The following is a 19,111-nucleotide window of genomic DNA, read 5'->3' on the forward strand; positions in this document are numbered from 1 at the left end:
ATTTATCCTCAGGAGGCTTCACTTACTATGGTCATTAGCGCGCTCTCTTTAGATCAAGTCACCATTGGCGCCTTTTTTGGGCTGCTGATCTCATTGCCCATCGCTCTTTTCCTGGTATTCTGGTTGAGTGCGGTAAAAAATCGCACAGCCGTCATCCTGGGCGGTCTGGCCGGAGCGGTTATTGCGTTCCTGGTTATTCTAGCCTGGGCTGGCACACTCATCCACTCTTCCCCAATGGAGGGAGCCAATGGTGCTTCCGCATTCTTTGGCGGACTCCTACTCTGCTCTGCGGCAGGCCTGGTTGGTGGTATTATTGTTGATCTGATCGTCGCAAGTCGCAATAGCCGCGACTATCGCCGACAGGTTTCACACGAATAATGGTTACTGGCAATGTTCTATCTTTTACATGGTGAAGACGAGTTTACCAGTCGTGAACACTTAAAACAGCTGCGTTCCCAGGGTGACTTTGGCTTTAATCAAGAAGTTTATATGGGAACCGATGTCGATATAAAATCTGTTATTATGACAAGCAATACGCTCCCTTTCTTGAGTGAGCAACGATTACTTGTAATCGATGGCTTACCCAAAAAGAAGCGAGGAGAAAGTGCGACCTCAGTAGAAGATAAGAGCAAAGGTGGCAAAACAAAAAAGGGCCGCAAAAGTAGTAAAAGTGCTACTGGTCGGGCTGGCTTCGAAAAAGAGTTAGCCGAAAATATTGCCACTATGCCAGAAACCACGGTTCTGATTGTCCTTTTAGAAGAGGTGCTTGAAAGTAATAGCCCTCTTTTAAAGGCGGCGGAAAAACACGGCAAGGCGATACAGAGTATGTTGCCCAGGGGTGCAGCATTAGATAAATGGATCACTGGCCGTGCTAAAGCTATCGGTGTGAAGATTGCGCCAGAGGCATTAAGCCTGCTGGGTAACTTCATCGGCAATAACTTGCGTCTCCTGGCGAATGAGTTGGATAAGCTGGCGATGTATGTTGGCATTGGTAATACCATCAATGTTGATGATGTCCGCAAGCTCTCAGCACAGGTTCAGGAGGCGCGCATTTTTGACCTGACAGATGCGTTAGCACAACGCAATCGTAAGCAGGCGCTCAATATTCTGCATGATCTGCTGGCGGATGGTGAGGCGCCACTCAAACTTATCAGTACCATTACATTTCAGGTGCGTTCGTTGCTGCTGGTCAAAGAATTAGCACAAAAAGGAATGCGTGGCGGACAGATTGCCTCAACGCTGGGTATGGCCCCTTTTATCGCAGATAAAGCCTTACGGCAGGTGGGAAACTTTAATCCCGCCCAGCTAGAAAACACCTATCGACAGTTACTGGCAGCCGATGCCGCACTCAAGCGTAGCCGTTTAACACCCGAACTGGCCCTCGATCTACTCGTCGTCAATTTCGGCCTCTAACCAGGATGCAGGCTTTTTTCAGGCCTGCACTCCCCTTGACAGTCCCCAACCCGTTGCCCACAATACAGAGAAGAAATAGCCACGTCATACATCCGATGACGTTGGATCCTGGGAGAGATTTTTTCAGTATGCAAGTATCTTCAGCACTACAACAACGTATTCTTGAACGTATTCAGGACGAGGGACCGATCTCATTTGCGACATATATGCGCATGGCACTCTATGAGCCTGGCTTTGGCTACTATGTAACAGGTGAGGCGAAGATGGGCTGGGAGGGTGATTATTATACCAGTACCGATGTCGCGAACTTTTTTGCCCATAGTATGGGCCGACAATTGCAGCAGATGTGGGAACAACTGGGGCGGCCCGCGCATTTTGGTGTGCTTGAGCAAGGCTCTGGTCGAGGCGATCTGGCCCGACAGATTCAAAAATGGGCAACACAAGAGGCTCCTGATTTTCTAGCAGCCCTACGCTACCAGGTAGCGGATATCAACACGGGAGAAGATGCCCTTACCACCCTGGCCAGTGATTTTGAACCTTCTGTCATTCTATCGAATGAATTGGTCGATGCTTTTCCAGTTCATGTGGTAGAAAAACAGGGTGAGCACCTCTACGAAGTTCATGTTACCAGCCAGAATGGCCGCTTGCGGGAAATAGCTGATGAGTATGAAAATCCCGCCCTGAACACTTATCTGGATAGCTTTAAGATTCCCTGGCGTACATTTGCAGATGGCTGGCGGGCAGAAATTAATCTGGACGCACTGGTCTGGATGAAACGTACCAGCCAGCTCTTACTAGGCACCAATCCCAGACGTAAACGCCGTGGCTTTATCCTCGCCATTGATTATGGAGATACCGCACGTCAACTTTATATTAATGATCGACATCATGGAACGCTGACCTGTTACTATCAACATCAACTCAGCGATCGTCCCCTGGTGCGCCCGGGTGAACAGGATATTACCGCCCACGTCAACTTCACCGCCCTGATACGTACCGCCCGCGAACAGGGATTACGCCTGCAGACCCTCACCACCCAGCGACAATGGCTGATGGATCATGGTATTTATGAGGAATTAGAACGCCTCCACCAGCAGCACTTTGGCAAAATTGATACTGACCGCGCCAGCGATCAAGGACAAATAGCTTTATTGCAGTGGTATAATTTGCGCCAGCGCGTCTCCGTCCTCACGAATCCAATGAGTATGGGAAACTTTAAAGTGCTGATTATGAAACGCTAATCAAGCCAGGCCGAAAACAGTGCCGCTGAAGAACTACTTACTCATATTGCAGCACAAAATTACCCGAACTACGCCTCTGAGGAGTCCTTTTGCTAGTCCTTTCGAAAAGGAACGTCTCATTTAGAAGATAAAAGGAGGACTCCATGGTGCTTAGACGAATTGAACCAGGACCCGGTCAGGAATCAGTATGGGACTATCCCCGTCCTCCACGCCTGGAAGACAGTCAGAAATTGATACAGATAGTTTTTAATGGCATTGTAATTGCTCATACCCAACATGCCAGACGCATTCTGGAAACAAGTCATCCACCGGTCTACTATATTCCACCCGAGGATGTCAAAATGGAATATTTCATCCCTACCAGCAAACATTCTTATTGTGAATGGAAGGGTGAGGCATCCTATTACACCGTCACGGTTAATGACAAATCGATCCCTGACGGTGCCTGGTATTATCCACAGCCCACAAAAGGCTATGAGACCATCGCTAACTATATCGCGATCTACCCCTCCCTCATGGATGCCTGTTACGTCAACGGAGAACAGGTACAGCCACAAGAAGGGGATTTCTATGGCGGATGGATTACCAGTGACATTGTAGGTCCTTTCAAAGGCGGTAGAGGAACATTCGGTTGGTAATAGAGCACGCCTGTGTTGTTCACAGGACGGCTATTATGGATAACAGGCACCGCCTAAGCGTCTCCCCACTTACCCACTCTATCGTGTACCTAAGAAGACAGCCCTATAGGTAGACTGGTAAAAGGAGTGAATATATGAATACAACAGACAACACACCTTCAAATATAGTGAGAAACTTTATGACGGCCCTGGACAGCAATGAGCTCGACACTGCCGCCAACTTCCTGGCAGATGATTTTGTGTTTAGCGGCTGGACACCTAAACCGCTCAATAAACAGGCATTTTTAACCCTGCTAGAAAATATTAAAGAGGGCATCCCTGGCCTGTCTTTTAATATCCACAATGTGCTGGAACAAAACACAAGCATTACCGGGACGATCCAGGTTCAGGGTTATCAGACTGATAGCTTTATTATTCCTGCCCTTGGGACACCACCAATACCTCAGACAGCCAGCAGTGTCTCGCTTCCAATGGAAGAAGTTACCTACCGACTACACGATGACCTGATTACAGCTATGGACGTGGAACATACAACGGGTGGTGGTATATCAGGCTTGTTGAAACAATTAGGCATCGAATTACCACTGGCACAATAATCGATCTTCAGAATAACACTATTCCCCTGATGGTCCTGAAAGAGGCCAGAAGTTGAAGATCAACATAAAATAAAGTAAAGAATACAATATACCTCTTGCCGAGTCTTGCCACAGGACCCGTGAGTTGCCACCAGAGGCCACAAGAGGTATACCGTATTCTTATATAACTACTACATTTATAACTACTACTTAACGCGACCGCGAGCCAGCCACATCTTTCGCATTTTGATCATGATACTGCCTTCCCCGCCAGTCCACACCACGTTTCGTAATCACCCGCCATGCGGATTGCCCCAATATGCCTGTAAAGGTTGCACCTGCCAGCGGATGGGTCAGAGCATAATACCAGGGGACCTGCATCTGGCCGTTAAGCCAGACTCGATACGCCAGCAAAGGACCTAACTCGAGGCCCGTGGCCAGCGCAGCTTCGCGGGATGAGATGCCGGGATGCTGCTTACTGCGTGTGAAGCGAGCGAATAACGGCAATAAAAAGGGGATGATAGAGATCATCGGGAGACCCCACAGTTGAGTCAGAACAAAGGGTATACCACCTCGATTACCAAGATAGGCATTTTTGCGCCAGCCACGCCAGATATCGGCCAGACTACGATACATATGAACATGGACCAGGCCATCGCTATCAATAAAACGCAGGCTATAGTGATGTGACTTTACCAGCTGCGCCAGATCTCGATCATCGAGCAGGGTATTTCTCATCTCTGGCCGATCATAACCACCCAGATCTTCATAAACACTACGGCGAATCAGGATATACTGTCCATTGGCCACTGCCAGAGGACTCGCAGGATCATTGACAAGGCGCGGTGGATACAGCATGCTGATGCCAAGATACGCCATCGGCATCAACACCCGATCCCAGAAGGTTGGCAGCTCTTGTTCAGCACCCAATGTGAAGAGGTCTACCCGTTCGGAGACTGCCTGGGTGATGGCTGAACGCAAACTGTTGGGAGCATGCCAGGTATCGGCATCCGTAAAAAGAAACCAATCACCCTGAGCCTCTTGCACACCACTGTGAATCGCATGTGGCTTTCCAGCCCAACCAGCGGGTAACTCATCCCGCAGTTGCAATACCCATAAACGCTTACCATGGACATGTGTCTGCGCCAGTTCATCCAGGATAGCCGCGGTCTGATCTGTCGAACCATCGTCAACCACAATCACTTCATAGTACGTATAATCTTGTTCGAGCAAAGATTGTACACAACGGCGAATATTGTTCTCTTCATTACGAGCCGGTACGATAACCGACACAAGCGGCTCAGCGATTGGTTCATCAGTACGTTCGCGTCCATCAATCAAATTCTTTTCAAGTGGAGGAAGGACGTGTAAGCGATCCTCTTTTCGCGGTGACGTACGCCACCAGAGAATACCATAAAAACCCACCACCCCGATCACATGTGACCATAAAACAAAGCGTGACCAGCTCTGCCACCAATACTTTTTTTTCATAATTACAACTCTTTATCAGGATAAAATCTGTTTCTATCTATTATAATCAAAAGGGTAGATCGCAACAAATCGGTCGATCGTATGTTGCGAGCACCAGCATGCTGGTGTACAATCAGAGTTATTCATAATGCGCCATTAAGTGGCATGCATGCTATGGAAAAGGCCGCCACCACAGCCCAGTTTTGGATGTTCCACTATGACGCATGTTATCTTAGAACGCAGGCATTTGCAATTTTTAGCATGCTATTGAATAGCAGACAACTCCCTTTTTTATCGAGGCGTGCCATATCTGAAGAAAACATATGCGACAAAGACGATTGCTCATTATTCCCATAGCACTGCTTCTGAGCTTTCTGGGGTATTTCTGCATGACGCTTTTGGTGTCACCAACAGCAGCCCAGGCGCATGCCTACGTCATTGGCTCTGATCCAGTCGATGGGTCTACGATCGGAAAAGTGCCAGCCGAAGTGCATATATATTTTAATGCACCCATTAGCTCTATCAGTAATGCACATATTTACTCAATCCAGAATGGAAATCTGAATGAGGTAAATGCAGCGCCCAGTCGTGTTTCTCCAACCAACGCCCAGGAGTTAATCACCTCTATCAAGACGCCCGATACACAGCCAGAAGGTAGCTATGAAGTAATTTGGACCGCGATAGCCAATAACGATGGCAATACAACCTATGGCATCATTGGCTTTGATGTGGGCTATTCAGGTACAGGCGTAGATGGAACAACCACGCTGGGTCCAGGCAGCAGTAATAATCTGGAAAGCGTGCAGAAAATAGATACAACTGCGATCCTCTCGATAGCCTGGGAGTGGTTTACCATCATGGCACTGACCTTCTGGATCGGGCTCCTGGTGGTTGAACAATTGGTTCTTTCCGCTGGACGGGGTTCAGGAATATTTGCTCAGGTCAGAAAACGGACCTATGCCTTAGAATGGCTTAGTCTCTCTGTGCTATTGTGTGGCGAGATCCTTTCTTTAATTCTGAGGATGGTTCGCCTGGCTAATGCACTGCAGCAACTGGATGTCAGTATACTCTTACGACTGATTCCAGAGACAGCGTATGGCTCGATCTGGCTCCTGCGCGTGCTCCTGATTATTACCGCTATGCTCTTTTTATATTTCACACACCGCCATAAACAGGTACAGTTACCAGAACCTGAGCCAGAACCTATCACCAACTTTGAACGGCTTTCAACGGAAGAAATGAAGGCGATTAATCCAAGAAAAACACGGCTGCTGCTGGAGACATCCACAGCCGAACCGATACCCGCTCCGCGCCATAACCTGATCTGGTTACTCCTGGCGGGTTTGATTACCCTTACATTTGTCTTCACCAGTTCAGTCGTCCAGGTACTTACGCCCCATGCCAGTGCCATTGTTTTTTCCTGGCTGTATCTCATCGCCCAGGGTATCTGGCTGGGAGGCTTTGCATACCTGGCCTACGTTCTTCTGCCGCTTCTGAGTAGCGCTGAACTTGAATATAATACTGAGACACTCACTTTTCTGCTACGCCGTCTGACGCCGATCCTATTAGCAGGAATGGGTATTCAATTAGTCGCCGGTCTTTTCATTGGAGAAGCCAGTATTAATGATCCACAGCAGTTAGTTACCAATCCTTTCGGGCGCACACTCCTGATACAAATTGTTGTGACCGTAATCACAGCTTGCTTAAGCGTGTATGCCATCTGCTGGATTCGTCCAAAGCTCACCCATCAGGCCTTGCTCTTACCTGTCGTCAAAGCTGACCTTCCCGCCAGACGTACACGGCAATCAGAGCTGAATGGTACAAGACGGCAGCTAAAACTCACCGCCAGATCATTGGTCGTGTGCGGCGCGCTTATCTTATTGTGCACAGCCCTGCAACAGTTTTTCGCGCCTCCCATTGAGTTTCCGAATGTGAAGTATGATAGGCAGCCGATAACCCAGCAGAACAGGCCGGTAACATCCCAGACACGGCAAATAGGAGATCTCTCAGTCAATCTGCAGTTATTACCGGGCCGTGTTGGCTATGCACATACAGTAATTATCCTGATTAACGATAACAAAGGCAGACCCGTTACCAATGCTCAGGTCAACCTGACCGTCAATATGCAGTTAATGGACATGGGAGAAGGACAGGCCAGTGTTCAGGGTGGCAATCCTGTTTACATAGCAACCTTTGATAAGCATGCAGCCTTCAGTATGGCGGGATTGTGGGATATTAAAGTGGAGATTCAGCGGCCCAATCAAAAAACGCTGACTGAAACCTTTAAAATCACCCTGACAGCCTGAATCTTTGCAACAAAAAACAGGATCATTATCGAAGTAATAATGATCCTGTTTTATTTTACGCTTGTTCCGCTTGATGTTCCTGAGCCAACTCAACATAATGTTGAGCACTCAATGTTAGAGCAGTCCGCTCATTGTCGTTCAGGCTACGCGCCACACGCGCAGGCATACCAAGGGCCAGCACATGTTCAGGAATATGTTTATGCTCACCCACCAGCGCACTGGCGCCAATCACACTCTCAGCAGCAATGCTGGCATGCGAAAGCACAACCGCGTTCATGCCAATCAGTACCCGAGCACCCAGGGTCGCTCCATGGACCACAGCGTTATGTCCAATCGTGCACTCTTCGCCAATAACCAGAGGAGCATCAGCATCCACATGTAAAGTGCAGTTGTCCTGGATATTGCTGCGGCGTCCAACCACGATTGAGGCGCTATCGGCACGCAAAACCGCGTTATACCAGATACTGACATCATCCTCAAGCACGACATTCCCGATGACCATCGCGCCCGGAGCAATAAAAACATTTTTTCCCAGCTTTGGCCAGATTCCCTTATATGGTAAAACAGGCATATACGCTCCTATCAGGATTGTAGTAATTAGCGCCAGCTATTTGTCACCACAAACATCAGGTTGGCTGGACGCTCAGCCATACGCCGCATGAGGTAGGGATACCAGTGTGAACCATAAGGCACATACACACGCATATTATACCCTTGTCTTACCAGTTTTTCCTGCAGGTCGCGACGGATACCATAAAGCATCTGGAACTCAAAAGAGGTTTTACTGATTCCATGATCGCGCACAAATTTACAGGCGGCATCAATAATCGCTTCGTCATGGGAGGCAATGGCAGGAAAATTACCCCGGGCCAGCAAGATCTGCATTAACTGTATGTAGTTTTTATCAACATCAGCCTTCTCTTGATATGCTACGCTCTGAGGCTCTTTATAGGCACCCTTCACCAGTCGAATCCGCACCCCTTGATCTACCAGTTGATTAATATCATCATGGCTACGGTACAGATAGGATTGTATTACTGTGCCAACTTGCTTATATTGCTCATAGGCGTTCCTGGCCATAGTAACAGTCTGTTCAGTGTAGTCAGAGGCTTCCATATCAATACACACAAAAACATTGTGCTGATGACCGCATTCTAAGATAGTGAGCAGATTTTTTTCACATAAATCGGGAGATATATCCAGACCCAGGGCCGTCAGCTTGATCGAAATATTCGCATCAATCTGCGTCCTGCCAATTAATTCAATTGCATTCATATATGCTTGAGTCGCTTCGGCGGCCTCTTCTTTGAGAGCCACATTCTCACCCAGCAAATCCAGCGCGACCTGAATCCCACGCTCATTGAGGGCACGCGTAGCATGTACGGCATCCTCTAACACCTCACCGGCAACAAAACGACGGGAGGCAGTGCGTGTGATTTTATTCTGGACCACAAAGTCACGCAAACGCTGATTCTGAGCAAGATATAATAACGTATCCTTAATCACCATTGACATCCTTTCGCGAGGGAAGCAAAGAATGAATGATTAGTAGTCTCTCTCGTAGACAACATCATTCCTGGCACCAGTTGCAAAAATATTTACTATAAATATCATAGCACAAGCAAGCATCATCCTAGTATAGGAAGATTACCAATGCATTGTCCGACGAATAAGTCGATCCCATAAAGCATCAGGCACAAAACGCCTGAGCACCATTACGACATTAGTAGATTGGGGAACACCATAGCGAGCGCGAGGATGGGAACTCTCCAGGATGCGTACAACGGTGTCCGCGAATTTCTGTACAGGAAAGCCCTTTTGCATGGATTGGGTTGCCGATTTCTCCGCCATAGTTACCAGACGAGCATAATCGCTGCTACGGCCGGCAGCCCCGATATGCTCTGTTGAACGCTGCAGACTGGTCTTCCAGATACTGGTCGGGCTTGAGGAAGGCTCGATCAAGACCAGGCGCACACCAAAGGGAGCTAGCTCTATCCGCCAGGCATCACTCAATGCTTCCAGCGCATACTTGCTGGCAGAATACACGCCCGTGACCGGAATTGATATCCGACCGGAAATACTGCTGACATTGATAATAGTGCCGCGCGCGGCTTTCAAGAGCGGCAAAAAGGCCTGCGTTACGCCTACATGAGCAATCACATTGATCTCAAACTGCGCACGAATATCTTCCAGAGGCACCAATTCAACCGGCCCTCCATAGGCCGTACCGGCATTGTTCAACAGAGCATCCAATCGGAGTGCTTGTCCTTGTGTCGACTCTGCTTCTGCACGTAGCAATTGCTCCACTTCACTCACCAGATGAGCCACCTGATCATCCTGCGTAATATCACAGAGGAGTGGGATAATATTCGCCTGACACTTTTGCAGTTCTGCTTCTTGCAATAAAGATACTTTATCCGTCTCCTGACGGACCGTGGCGAAAACACGCCAGTTACGACGAGCCAGTTCCAAAGCCGTACAGCGACCAAAGCCACTGGAACAACCAGTAATCACAATTGATTTTTGGGTCATTTCTATGTCCCTTCTTACCCGATACGATTCCATAATCCCAGACGCACAAGCTCATTGCGTGCCTCGAAGCCAAACAACTCAGGATCCATCCCCCGACCATGGCGAAGCACCAATCCACGAAGCATCTCAATTAACTCAGCCTTACATGCGAGATCCCGCTCAAAAGGAATATGCTGCGCCAATTGTTCAATAGCTTGCCTGTTATACCATTGTTCTTGCGTTTCTGCCATAGAACGAAAAAAGGATCCTTTCTACTACAACCTGCTAACACAACATACTTATAAGAGTGTGTCTGACTTCCATCCCCATAGGCGTATGCCAACCTGGGGGTGCTGACGCCCCCAATCTCTTTTTTTATGGTGGTGCATCAGGAGCGTATTGCGCTCCTGATGCACCACCATAAAACACTATGTGAGCGCCGTGTGGCGCGAGACTCATACACAGTGACCAGGATCAAACACTATCTAAAGGTATGGCGCTTTAGTGCCCCGGTACGCCCTGAAGAGATTACCTCTAAGTATGTACATAAAAAGAGCCTGGAAGATGTTATAACTGTTGTAGTAATAAATACGTCAAAAAATCACAAAAATAAGCCTGTCACAAATCCATGGTAGCACCCGGAAAAGAGCAGGCGCAAGTACAAAAATATCCTGCCTTTTTTTGACATATCCTGATGCATAATGGAGAGATGCGGACTATATATAGCCATTTTGCCCTAAAGAAAGCAGCAAAACTTGATCGTAGTGGGAGTTAAATGTTACTGTGATGTAGTATAAATTTGTGTTAACAATAATAGATAGAAGTATATTTGCAAAAACTTCTACGAGGTAGGCGAGGAAAATGTTCTGTACCTTTTGTAAAGCAGCTCGTGTGGCGAATGAAGCACCATGCCCTAATTGTGGAGCTCCATCACCACTACTGGAAAACCCTCAACAAACTGGCTGGGGAACAGGAGCTCCTGGTTCAGCGTCCTGGGGTGGCCCCCAAATGCAAAGCGGCACACCATATGGAGGACAATGGGAGCAGTCACAGGTTCCTCAAATGCCTTTTAACACAGCCGCTGCTCCCTGGCAATCAGATGAGTTAGCCAATGCATCAGCCAATCATGGCTGGCAGGCCGATCCCAATCCGATGCCTTCCTGGCAACAACCTTCTGGAACACAGAATCCTTTACCATCCTGGCAACAACAACCAACCGGACAAACTGGTCCACAAAACAATGATGCCCGATCAAATCAACAGGCCATGCTTCCGGTTCCTTATCAGGGTGGCATGGAGTTGCAACCCGGGGGCCGCCAACCCACAATTTCACTCCAACTGGTACCCCAGCAAGCAGTTGAGCACCTGCTACCAGCAGAGCCGCTCTCACCAGACGTGGTCCATGTTCCACCAATGTTTACCAAGCCACGACCAATCGTGCCAAAATATCGCGTCATCAGTGGACTGTTGAGCGTGATCATTGTCACCGTGTTGCTGTGTACAGGTGCAGGCTACTATGCTAAAGCCAGTGGTACCTGGGATCGCATGGTTGCAATCTACACTGGAGGACCAACCGTCCACGACGTGCCAACATCTAAGGTAAAAATTCAAGATCCACCAGCACTTACAGCAAAGGACAGTGGTCCGGCGCAAGCGATTATTCCATCAGCATCACTGACTTTGAACGTTGATAAAAATCTCCAGCCAATCCAGGGACAACAGGTAATCTTCATGCCAGACCAACAATTTTACCTGACCTTTAGCGCGCAACCACAACAGGGTCAACAAGGAAAAGTAACGACCAAATGGTATACGAATAATAAGCCATATATATCGAAGCCAGTCCAGGATAGGTCAAACAAGGATATCATCATTAAGTATGATCCTCAACGAATACAAAACTTTGACATAACGATGCAATTCCATAACCAGCTATCGGGTTATGTTGAGATTTATTGGAACGATCAGTTTGCGCGGCGGCTCTACTTCGCCGTTCGCTAAAAGCGAAGCAGAAAAGCAAATAAAGAACCCCGGTCAGAAGAGATTATATAATAATACTAGAAAATCTCTGGTCCGGGGTTCTTTATTTGCTCATAATTACAAAGAGCATTATTTACACTGGGTATCGACTGTGACGTCGTCAAAAACCTGTACCTGGCAGGCGAGGCGCATGTTGGGGTTCTTCTTAAGGTCACTGCGCAACCAGAATTTCTCCATAAATGTCAATTCGTTGGTGCTGGTAGCAGGGGAGACCGCGACGCGATCGGTGCCGCAGAAGCCATTGCCATGGCAGTTGGCAAACTTATAGATTCCACAGTAAACGGGAACGTCATTTTCTAACGCTGGATATCGGACGGTATCTCCTTCGGGTACGTCCACCCGTACATTTTCGCGTACATATGTAATGGTTGGCACGACTCTATCCTCCGCAAAAATAATAGCTTATTTATATAGCATACTCTTGAAAAACAATCGTGAACGCCGCTCAATCGCGGCTAGCGCAGTTGCCACAACTCAGCACTTGCAAGTTGATCAGTTGTGCGGAAACGTTGCAGCCTGCCAGGCGACTACACTCACACGATTGAATGGCATAGCGTGATTATGCCTTGTCAGACTATAGCACAGACAGGAAAGAGCGTCAATAAAATACCCAGCATCCCCCTGTAGACGCTGCTCAGGCGCTCCTGGATGCCCTCCAACGCCCAATTTTCTGGGGTTGATAGGAACAGGAAAATCGAGCGTAAAGGTTACTTCGTTTTTTGAGGACTCGCAGTGGAAGTGGGCGTGGGTATGTCCTTATTAAGGATAGTTACCTGGACTTTCTGCTGTAAACTGATAGAGCCGGGCGCGACCGCGTTGATCAGGATGGTTGCAGAGGATAGCTTTAATCCTGCAACCGGGACATGTAATCCGACTGTTAGCGTCGCGCTCTCTCCGGGTTTTAACGTTCCTTTAGCCGGCGTCACCGTAAGGATGCTGCTATCAATACCGGCTATCGTAGCTGACCATTGAAGGTCTGTGTTACCAGTATTATGTAGGGATAGCGTTTGGGCAGGCGGATTCTGACCATTCTGCACCACAAAGCTAAGGTTGGCAGGCTGGACGTTGATCGCAGGGGTTACAGGTGCCGAAACAACCAGTGAGATAGCAATTTGTCGGCTATTGCCACTGGAAGAGGTAAAGGTAACCAGACCCTGATACGAGCCGGGATGAAGTTGTCTGGCGTCAGCACTCACAGTTACGGTGGTTTGCGCACCTCCAACCAACGTGCCCTGTGCAGGGGTCACTTGCAACCATTTTCCCTGGTCAACCATGCTGACATTTCCTTCCCAATTCAAAAGCAGGCCGCCGCTGTTTTGTAGCGTTACTGTCTGGCCTGACGCTGTTTGACCAGCCTGAGCAGTGAGATTCAGCGCTGACGCCGATAGGACCAGATTTCCCGCTTCTACAACGTTCATAGACACACTCACCCGGGCAGTAGAGCCGCCGGCAAATTGAATGCTTCCCTGATACGAACCGACAGCCAGATGATATGAATAGGCCTTGACTGCAATAGTCACGCTGGCATCAGGTGCGATTTGTCCATGGTCAGGGCTCACCGTAAACCAGGCCGCCTTATCACCAGTTTCAAGGGTACTGGACCAATTTGCAGCTTGCGCTCCGCTATTGTGCAAAGTAATATACTGCACTCCTGGATCCTGACTGTTGCTGGCGGAATAATTTAAGGCTGCTACCGAAAGATCCAGGGCGGCCGGGGCGGGCGTCACTTTCATCGCGACATGAAGTGGAACCGTCATTCCCCCTTCCCCCTTCTGGGTAAAGGTTAAATGGCCGCTATAGGACTGTGGAGACAAATGGCCCCGATTTACTGTTACCTGAACGCTCTGGCTGCCAGAGAACGTGCCGCTGGCAGGTGTGGTACTTAACCAATCCTGATCACTGGCGACACTCCAGCTAATCTTTCCGCCACCCTCATTCGAAAGCACAATCGATTGACTGGAAACAATGCCTGGAGCAGCCCCCGGAAAAAGGCATTCTGGCTGTGAAAGCTGTAACATTGGTTTCTGGACAGGTGGTATCTGCACAGTAATCTGTGTCACCGCATTAATACCACGTGTACTATCTACCGCATTTATCTGATGCTGTCCCACATTCCAATCCACAGGAACCTGCACTGAAAACGTGAAGTTTCCATGCTCATCCGTTTGAACCGTTAATGGCTGGTGATTTTCGTCCAGGAAAACCTGATTGTTATCGTGAAAGAAAGAAACCTTACTATGGAACGAGAAGCCTCGGCCAGCTAAGGTAAAGGTATCATTTGCACGCAAAGTCGCGGGCGTCGCTTGAATAACGGCGATCGCAATAGTGGAACGTTGTCCAATAAATGCAAAAGCAATAATGCTTGCCGCCAGCAATAAAAAGATACAGGATATTGTGAGCAGTGATGAGATAGTGCGGTTGGAAAACCAGGGTTTTGACTGTGTTGGAACAGGCCAGCGTGGTTGTACCTGACCGGCACTCGTAGTTTTATGTTGTTGGCGCAAGAGAGCCGCCCGCTGTGCTTTGAGTACTGGCGCTTCCTGGGTAGACGGAAAGACAATCAACTCAGGCACCTGCTTGCCACGATACAGCGCATCCTTTGCATCAGCAAGCGGCCGCTGCTGAGCAGCCAACATACTGGATTGATAGGGTTGATCCTCTGGATGCAAACCAAAGGTATGCCCGGCCCGGTGGGTAGAAGCCTGGATTTGTACTTTCGGCCCAACAGCGCGTGGAACGGGGGCTGATAAATCGTGTCCACAGCGACTGCATCTCTGTGCATCAGCCCGCTGTAAAGCCTCACAATACGCACAACGTCTGGTATCCATAACGCATCTATTGAGATAAGGCTGAGCGCAAAGGGAACTCGCCCTATCTCCTCCTTAACTAGCAATGCTGAACGGCATATAATTGCAAAACAACGATGAATGCCACTCATGCGCGGCTGACTTTGCTCACAAATCGGGTGGCGGTATCAAAAAATTGCTGACTGACCCTCACAGGCACTCTACTTCATTTAGACGTATAAATTATCCACACGTCAAATGCCTGCTTTTTTCTATCCATACTCTCTTACTAAGTATACGTTTGACAAGATGGTAATGCACATATCTATTACGTCAGGCCTATTTTGAATAGCAAAGAGAAAATCTATTATAAACAGCCAGTTCAGATATTCGAAATATCTGAACTGGCTGTTATGACTATAACCACATACAATCAATAACAATCAAGGCGTGGGAGTTGCACTACTTCCAGCAAAGACATTTATACTCGTTGTCACGACGGTTCCCGTCACTGAAATCGAACCATCACCCGAGTATGAAACCTGACCAACATCAGTGCCATTGGCTGTAATCTTATACGTTCCAATTGGAATATTATTAAAGACAGCCACACCATTGGCATCGGCAGTTTTACTGGCGATAAGATTGCCAGATCCATCATAAAGCGAGACCTGAGCACCAGGCAAAACAACAGGCACAGTACAATCCACAACGGCACAGGAATTAATGGTCACATTGACGGTCGCGCCAGTAACGGTTAAGATCACAGGAATCTGTGGCTTCCCATCGACTGGAGCGCCGTTGTTTCCAGCAGGGCTGATAGTAATAATACCGTTATAAGTACCAATACCCAGGCCACTGGCATCTACCGAGACGCCAAGCGTACTCCCCTGTCCATTATCACTCCCCGATGGTGAGGCGATTTGGATCCAACTACTATCTGCCGTCGCGGTCCATCCAACCGGCAAGATGCAGGTTCCAGATAAGCTTAATGGAATGCTTTGACCGCCAGTCCCCTGGCCTTGAGTGACTGAGAAATTCAGTCCCGCAGAGGTAGCCTGAAGCGTACATGGTTGCTGGACCCCCATATCGATACCAAGAGATTGAGGGCTACCTGGAACTGACTGGCCAGTATTATCAGTCGCGGAAATGTTGATCACATCATGATAACTTCCCCCAGCCAGACCAGCATTACTGGGACTCACCATAATAGAAACTGATTGACCACTAGTCGTAAGTGTATATGAGTTAGTCGCATTATCTGAACCCGTATACTTGAGCCAGTTCGCGGACGAACTATGAGCCAGATTTACTGTCAACGGCCAGCTACAATTCCCCGAAGCGCTAAAGGTAAATTGCTGCGCGACAGGATCTGGGGCACCCTGGGTAGTATTAAAGACCAATGATGTGGCTGAAGGTGACACCAATGTACAGGGAGCATACACAGTAAAGGTTACTCCCACTGTCTGCGGACTTCCACCCGCAGGATTGCCATTGGAATCAACACCACTCAATGCGATCTGACCAGAATAAATGCCTGGAGTCAGGCCACTGGCATCCACATTCACCAGCACGTTACCTGTATCGCCAGCGGCCAGTACGCTCTTACTTTGGATCACAGTTAACCAGCTAGATAGTGGCTTAGGAACGACTGTCCAGGTAAGCCCACTATGTCCAGTATTAGCAATCGTAATACTTTGCGCTGGTGGGTTTGGCTGTCCTTTGGTCATACTAAAATTAAGATTTAGCGGCGAGGCACCAAGGATGGGCGCCGAAGGCGACGGCGGAGCCTGCACCAACAACTGTGCCAGCACAGTCTGGGTATTTTGACCCAGGGTGATTGTGATAGTGCCATTATATGTACCTGGCTGCAAGCCAGCCGCATTCACAGTGGCCGTTATGGATCCGGTCGCAGCATCCTGCAATGATCCACTACTTGGAGCCATAGTCAGCCAGTGGACGGAAGAGGTTGCCTGCCAGCTAGCACCACTACTACAACTTGCATTGCCAAACAAATTAATCACCTGACTACTGGAACTCGTTTGACCAGCCACCGCCGTAAATAGCAGACTACCAGTGTTCAATGCAAGACCACAGCGAGGCTGCACTGTCAGGGAGACGCCTACGGTCTGGGGACTATTTAAAGCACCATTGCCAGCAGTAAATGTTAACACCTGATTATAAGTACCTGGCAATAAATTGAAACTATGAACATTAATTTTTACAGAACCCATTCCCCCTGGCGCAACCTGACCAGAAGTGACATCTGGCTTTAACCACTGGGAAGCCATGTTTACCAGATTGTATGTATAAGCTCCGGTGTTAGTCTGCGCAAGCGGCGACTGGCCTTTGATGGCCCAATTCAATGGTTTCTTACCAGGATTAGAAATCGTCAAAGATTGTGAAGCGGGATCTCCCATACCATCAATAGCAGTAAAGGATATCAAGGCTGGAGAAACACTTAAGACGGCACCGACATTGGCAGGCAACGGCAATACTTTCATATGCACAGCCACATCCTGGGGTGCGCTGACATTAGAAGAAAAGGTAATCTTCCCATCATAATCGCCAGCCTTCAATTTGTTACGATCAACCGCAATTTGAATAGTTTGATGATCACTAAACATGCCGTGATTAGGTGTAAGCATTAACCAGGCATCACTACTACTGGCAGCCCATGAGATAATACCCCCACCACCATTACTCAAGGTCAACGTTTTTAAAGAATTGGCTCCCTCCAGTGAGGCACCAAAATCTACATTCAGGGTTTCCAGTTGTAAATGTGCCGGTCGACTCGGATCATTGCCAATCATCAACATAGCACTGGCAGTATAACGTGTCGTCATATCCTCGGCAGTAATAGTATGTGAGCCTGATTCCAAATTGTTATCGATGACAACAACCACATCTTTTGAGCCTTGAGCATCCACATGTACAATACCCTTCTCATTAAGCATGCTTAATGGCTCTTGAATGTCATGTGACAGCACAACGCCTGCCATTGGGGAAAAATCTTTAAGATGAAGCGTGACCTGCTCGCCCTGATCAGCGATACGTGTTGATAGCGTGATCGTCGGTGGCAAACCAGAGGCGAATGGTAGATCGGCATGTCCTGCAAATGTGGCCACAGCTGCGTCGGTAACCAGAGCAACAATTGTCAGTAGACATACCCCAATAAATATGAGCCGCCAGCGATGTCGCGATGAATGCCGCGCCTCCTGGAAGATTCGCCGTAATCCCCGACCAGTTAAAAGTCGTTGCAATTTAGAACCGGTAGGCAATGTACGAGCCAGTAAGGGGTCAGTACGGTCTACCCAATCATCTTTATCCTCATCAATCTCTACCATATGTAACCAGGGCCAGAGATCAGGCAGAGGCTCCTCCTCTTTTAATACATCACGCGTCCCAAATTCAGTACTAAACGCTGTGTTTGGTAGAGGAGTGCTATCTCGACGAATATCGGCAGAAATATCGCGTAATGGAGCCAGCCGAGATGCGCGCGGCCCACGTCCTCCATTCTGAGCAGTCTCACTTTCATCCGCTTCAGCCATCATACGAGCAGCATCATTCAGTAATTGCAAAGACTGAATTGATGAATCTGCATATTTAACTGCATATTTAACTGCATCTTGCGCATCTTGCTCATCGAAGCTTTCTTGGAAGAGATCTTCAGCATCAGGATTCAGGGTTTCCATGGGAACGGTTGCATGAAATGCCTGGGGCTGAGCGTCCTTTACCTTATCCGCTGAAGGCAAAAATAAATCACGCTGCATAAAACGGGCGTCTTCACCCTTCTGATTGACCGCCTTCAACTTCTCAGTAGGAACAAACTCTACATCAGACGGAGCATCCACCCCATCCGCCTCGCCTCGCTGACCTGACTGTTGTAGTTGAGCACGGCATTGATCACATAACATTGCCGAAGCACTACAAGGCCGGTTACAACGTAAACATTGATTCATTCTTTAAGCTCTTCTTGAAAAAATAAGGACCATAACTATACATGCCAATTATTTATTGTCTCGGGTATAGATACAAAGCCTGCTGGCAACCACAACTCTCCACTTTCTTTGATCAAAACATGGCACAATCGTAGTCAACTTCCATTGATTAAACGATGTCCTTGCATGT

At 48.2% G+C, this 19,111-nt stretch carries 15 protein-coding genes; 7 read left to right on the forward strand and 8 right to left on the reverse strand.

Annotation, left to right across the window (positions count from 1 at the left end; genetic code table 11):
• Positions 1-27: 27 nt before the first annotated feature.
• From KDW_RS06625 to KDW_RS06645, 5 genes are all read left to right on the forward strand, one after another.
• The gene (locus KDW_RS06625) at positions 28-378 is read left to right on the forward strand and encodes a PTS sucrose transporter subunit IIBC (RefSeq protein ID WP_151755230.1); all 351 of its coding nucleotides are present in this window, start codon (positions 28-30) and stop codon (positions 376-378) included.
• 12 nt (positions 379-390) lie between these two features.
• Complete coding sequence (gene holA, locus KDW_RS06630) at positions 391-1,413, forward strand: DNA polymerase III subunit delta (RefSeq protein WP_151755231.1); 1,023 nt, start codon at positions 391-393, stop codon at positions 1,411-1,413.
• 128 nt (positions 1,414-1,541) lie between these two features.
• Positions 1,542-2,654 (forward strand): class I SAM-dependent methyltransferase, encoded by a 1,113-nt coding sequence (locus tag KDW_RS06635; protein WP_162005010.1) that lies wholly within the window; start codon positions 1,542-1,544, stop codon positions 2,652-2,654.
• A 143-nt stretch (positions 2,655-2,797) separates the two neighbouring features.
• Positions 2,798-3,292: a DUF427 domain-containing protein gene (locus KDW_RS06640; RefSeq protein ID WP_151755233.1), complete on the forward strand. Its 495-nt coding sequence runs from the start codon at positions 2,798-2,800 to the stop codon at positions 3,290-3,292.
• A gap of 134 nt (positions 3,293-3,426) precedes the next feature.
• Positions 3,427-3,888 carry a nuclear transport factor 2 family protein gene (locus tag KDW_RS06645; protein WP_151755234.1) on the forward strand — a complete coding sequence of 154 codons (462 nt, stop codon included), beginning with the start codon at positions 3,427-3,429 and terminating at the stop codon, positions 3,886-3,888.
• 189 nt (positions 3,889-4,077) lie between these two features.
• Here the strand turns inward: KDW_RS06645 and KDW_RS06650 are convergent, their stop codons facing one another.
• Positions 4,078-5,358 carry a glycosyltransferase gene (locus KDW_RS06650; RefSeq protein ID WP_151755235.1) on the reverse strand — a complete coding sequence of 427 codons (1,281 nt, stop codon included), beginning with the start codon at positions 5,356-5,358 and terminating at the stop codon, positions 4,078-4,080.
• A 368-nt stretch (positions 5,359-5,726) separates the two neighbouring features.
• On the opposite strand from KDW_RS06650, the gene KDW_RS06655 reads away from it, so the two are divergent.
• Positions 5,727-7,643, forward strand: a complete 1,917-nt coding sequence (locus KDW_RS06655) for a copper resistance CopC/CopD family protein (RefSeq protein WP_162005011.1) — start codon at positions 5,727-5,729, stop codon at positions 7,641-7,643.
• A 55-nt stretch (positions 7,644-7,698) separates the two neighbouring features.
• Here the strand turns inward: KDW_RS06655 and KDW_RS06660 are convergent, their stop codons facing one another.
• From KDW_RS06660 to KDW_RS06675, 4 genes are all read right to left on the reverse strand, one after another.
• Positions 7,699-8,214, reverse strand: coding sequence for a gamma carbonic anhydrase family protein (locus tag KDW_RS06660; protein WP_151755237.1), 516 nt, complete (start codon positions 8,212-8,214; stop codon positions 7,699-7,701).
• 26 nt (positions 8,215-8,240) lie between these two features.
• Entirely contained in the window at positions 8,241-9,152 is a 912-nt protein-coding gene (locus KDW_RS06665) for a proline dehydrogenase family protein (protein WP_233097645.1), read from the reverse strand.
• A 138-nt stretch (positions 9,153-9,290) separates the two neighbouring features.
• Entirely contained in the window at positions 9,291-10,175 is an 885-nt protein-coding gene (locus tag KDW_RS06670; RefSeq protein WP_162005012.1) for an SDR family oxidoreductase, read from the reverse strand.
• Between the two features lie 14 nt (positions 10,176-10,189).
• Positions 10,190-10,405 carry a hypothetical protein gene (locus KDW_RS06675; RefSeq protein ID WP_151755239.1) on the reverse strand — a complete coding sequence of 72 codons (216 nt, stop codon included), beginning with the start codon at positions 10,403-10,405 and terminating at the stop codon, positions 10,190-10,192.
• Positions 10,406-11,045: 640 nt separating this feature from the next.
• Here KDW_RS06675 and KDW_RS06680 point away from each other — a divergent pair.
• Positions 11,046-12,155: a polyadenylate binding domain-containing protein gene (locus KDW_RS06680; RefSeq protein WP_151755240.1), complete on the forward strand. Its 1,110-nt coding sequence runs from the start codon at positions 11,046-11,048 to the stop codon at positions 12,153-12,155.
• Between the two features lie 108 nt (positions 12,156-12,263).
• Here the strand turns inward: KDW_RS06680 and KDW_RS06685 are convergent, their stop codons facing one another.
• The 3 genes from KDW_RS06685 to KDW_RS06695 form a co-directional block, all read right to left on the reverse strand.
• Positions 12,264-12,569, reverse strand: a complete 306-nt coding sequence (locus tag KDW_RS06685) for a 2Fe-2S iron-sulfur cluster-binding protein (RefSeq protein WP_162005013.1) — start codon at positions 12,567-12,569, stop codon at positions 12,264-12,266.
• Positions 12,570-12,901: 332 nt separating this feature from the next.
• Complete coding sequence (locus KDW_RS06690; RefSeq protein ID WP_151755242.1) at positions 12,902-15,022, reverse strand: BACON domain-containing protein; 2,121 nt, start codon at positions 15,020-15,022, stop codon at positions 12,902-12,904.
• Positions 15,023-15,423: 401 nt separating this feature from the next.
• The gene (locus tag KDW_RS06695; RefSeq protein ID WP_162005014.1) at positions 15,424-18,942 is read right to left on the reverse strand and encodes a BACON domain-containing protein; all 3,519 of its coding nucleotides are present in this window, start codon (positions 18,940-18,942) and stop codon (positions 15,424-15,426) included.
• Positions 18,943-19,111 lie beyond the last annotated feature (169 nt).

The organism is Dictyobacter vulcani, from assembly GCF_008974265.1.
Lineage (GTDB): Bacteria > Chloroflexota > Ktedonobacteria > Ktedonobacterales > Ktedonobacteraceae > Dictyobacter > Dictyobacter vulcani.

Excerpts from the sequence above, each read along its gene's own strand:
- KDW_RS06640 (WP_151755233.1), top strand. The coding sequence starts at position 2,798 with ATGGTGCTTAGACGAATTGAACCAGGACCCGGTCAGGAATCAGTATGG.
- KDW_RS06645 (WP_151755234.1), top strand. The coding sequence starts at position 3,427 with ATGAATACAACAGACAACACACCTTCAAATATAGTGAGAAACTTTATG.
- KDW_RS06635 (WP_162005010.1), top strand. The coding sequence starts at position 1,542 with ATGCAAGTATCTTCAGCACTACAACAACGTATTCTTGAACGTATTCAG.
- KDW_RS06655 (WP_162005011.1), top strand. The coding sequence starts at position 5,727 with ATGACGCTTTTGGTGTCACCAACAGCAGCCCAGGCGCATGCCTACGTC.
- KDW_RS06695 (WP_162005014.1), bottom strand. The coding sequence starts at position 18,942 with ATGAATCAATGTTTACGTTGTAACCGGCCTTGTAGTGCTTCGGCAATG.
- KDW_RS06670 (WP_162005012.1), bottom strand. The coding sequence starts at position 10,175 with ATGACCCAAAAATCAATTGTGATTACTGGTTGTTCCAGTGGCTTTGGT.
- KDW_RS06675 (WP_151755239.1), bottom strand. The coding sequence starts at position 10,405 with ATGGCAGAAACGCAAGAACAATGGTATAACAGGCAAGCTATTGAACAA.
- KDW_RS06660 (WP_151755237.1), bottom strand. The coding sequence starts at position 8,214 with ATGCCTGTTTTACCATATAAGGGAATCTGGCCAAAGCTGGGAAAAAAT.
- KDW_RS06665 (WP_233097645.1), bottom strand. The coding sequence starts at position 9,152 with ATGGTGATTAAGGATACGTTATTATATCTTGCTCAGAATCAGCGTTTG.
- KDW_RS06690 (WP_151755242.1), bottom strand. The coding sequence starts at position 15,022 with ATGGATACCAGACGTTGTGCGTATTGTGAGGCTTTACAGCGGGCTGAT.
- holA (WP_151755231.1), top strand. The coding sequence starts at position 391 with ATGTTCTATCTTTTACATGGTGAAGACGAGTTTACCAGTCGTGAACAC.
- KDW_RS06650 (WP_151755235.1), bottom strand. The coding sequence starts at position 5,358 with ATGAAAAAAAAGTATTGGTGGCAGAGCTGGTCACGCTTTGTTTTATGG.
- KDW_RS06625 (WP_151755230.1), top strand. The coding sequence starts at position 28 with ATGGTCATTAGCGCGCTCTCTTTAGATCAAGTCACCATTGGCGCCTTT.